This is a genomic window from Mycoplasmopsis mucosicanis (assembly GCF_006546935.1).
Lineage (GTDB): Bacteria > Bacillota_I > Bacilli_A > Mycoplasmatales > Metamycoplasmataceae > Mycoplasmopsis > Mycoplasmopsis mucosicanis.
Genome location: NZ_SMDN01000031.1, coordinates 1 through 745, shown reverse-complemented (window position 1 = coordinate 745; position 745 = coordinate 1). Strand labels below are relative to the sequence as shown.

Annotated in this window: 1 protein-coding gene; it reads right to left on the bottom strand. The window is 27.8% G+C overall.

Translation table 4 applies throughout. The features are described 5' to 3' along the window. Positions 1–188: 188 nt before the first annotated feature. Positions 189–745: transposase (locus E1I18_RS03755; RefSeq protein WP_170218551.1), on the bottom strand; the 557-nt coding region annotated here is incomplete at its 5' end.

Genomic DNA, 745 nt, shown 5'->3' with positions numbered 1-745 from the left:
CGCTCCAAACCATTAGACATTAAAAATCAATGCAAATTGATTATTTTGTTATTGACTTTTATTAAAAATTCACATTTTTTAGGAATGCTTTTGCATTTTTTTGCTTAAAATTATTCTAATTAAATTTCCTGCGTTTCCCACTTTAAGTATAAAAAAATAAATATTCCATTTTTATGGAGTTTAATAAGTTAAAACAAAAGTATTTTTTCTTTCATAAGTACAGTTTTTATGAGATGGTACGTTTCTCATGAACTGGAATTTGCGTTGTTTTTAATCTCCACTGATGTTGAAATATGGTTGTGAATAAACGTATTCACTGATTTCACATCAAAAATCATTTCTTTTAGTTTATGTTCAGTTATTTTGCTTTTACCGGTTAGTCCGGTTTTTTTATTAATCATATTTAATATAAAATTCAAGAAAACAAGTGTTATAAAGGATAGACAAATGTAACCGACTATGTGATTTCATGTAGACAAATATACAGGTCTAAGCATTAAGGTGCCTTTAAATGATCTGAAGTTTTCCTCCACTTGTCATTGTTTTGAATACAAATTAACAATTTCCTCTATTTTTAGGTCATTTCTATTTGTTTCATAGACATAAAAACCGTCAAACTGCTCATCTTCCTCGATTTTATCAATATTAAGCTTGTAAAAACCACCTTTTTCTATTGGCTCGAAAAACCTGTATTTTTTACCACCGATAACATCTTCGTAAGCAACAAGTCCATTTTTATCCATTT